1 tRNA gene and 1 rRNA gene are annotated in these 626 nt (G+C 55.0%); both read right to left on the bottom strand.

Annotated elements, in window-relative coordinates:
- Positions 1 to 174: 174 nt before the first annotated feature.
- Positions 175 to 251: transfer RNA gene (locus VZ95_RS20085), tRNA-Met, on the bottom strand.
- Positions 252 to 412: 161 nt separating this feature from the next.
- Positions 413 to 526 (bottom strand): 5S ribosomal RNA (gene rrf / locus VZ95_RS20090).
- Positions 527 to 626: the final 100 nt, after the last annotated feature.

Here is a 626-nt window from a genome sequence, read left to right on the forward strand (position 1 = left end):
CGGCACTATCTCCCGCCCCCGGCCCTCATGTCAGCCGTGGTCGCCGAAGGACGTGGCTGATTTTTAACCGCCCCAAAGTCCGCGAGTGCGCTTGAACCCGCGAAAAAGGCCAAATAGGGGTAAAACGGCAAACCCCCCGCCTGTTCGGGCGGGGGTTTTTTTGTCGGTATAATTTGGTTGCGGGGGCAGGATTTGAACCTGCGGCCTTCAGGTTATGAGCCTGACGAGCTACCGGGCTGCTCCACCCCGCGTTTGTATGTTTGCGCTATCGGCTTGCGCCTACTTGAGCGCGTTGTTTTTTGTCCTCCTTGAGGACGTATTTTTTGAGAGACTGTGAGTGTGTGTTGATTTTTTGTTTTTTGCCTATGGCGCGTTGCACTGCTTGAGGCGTTTTTTGTTATGCGGTTTGAGGACCTGGCAGCGACCTACTCTCCGTGTCTTAAGACAAAGTACCATTGGCGCTAAGGATTTTCACGGCCGAGTTCGGGATGGGATCGGGTGCGGGCTCCTTGCTATGGCCACCAGGTTGTCGAACCGCATGACGTGTTTTTTTGCCCTATCGGCCTTTGGCCTAGTTGAGGGCGTTTACACACTCTGTTTGCGGCGTTTTGGCGCTGCGATCAGAG

Source organism: Elstera litoralis (assembly GCF_000963705.1).
Taxonomy (GTDB): Bacteria; Pseudomonadota; Alphaproteobacteria; order Elsterales; family Elsteraceae; genus Elstera; species Elstera litoralis.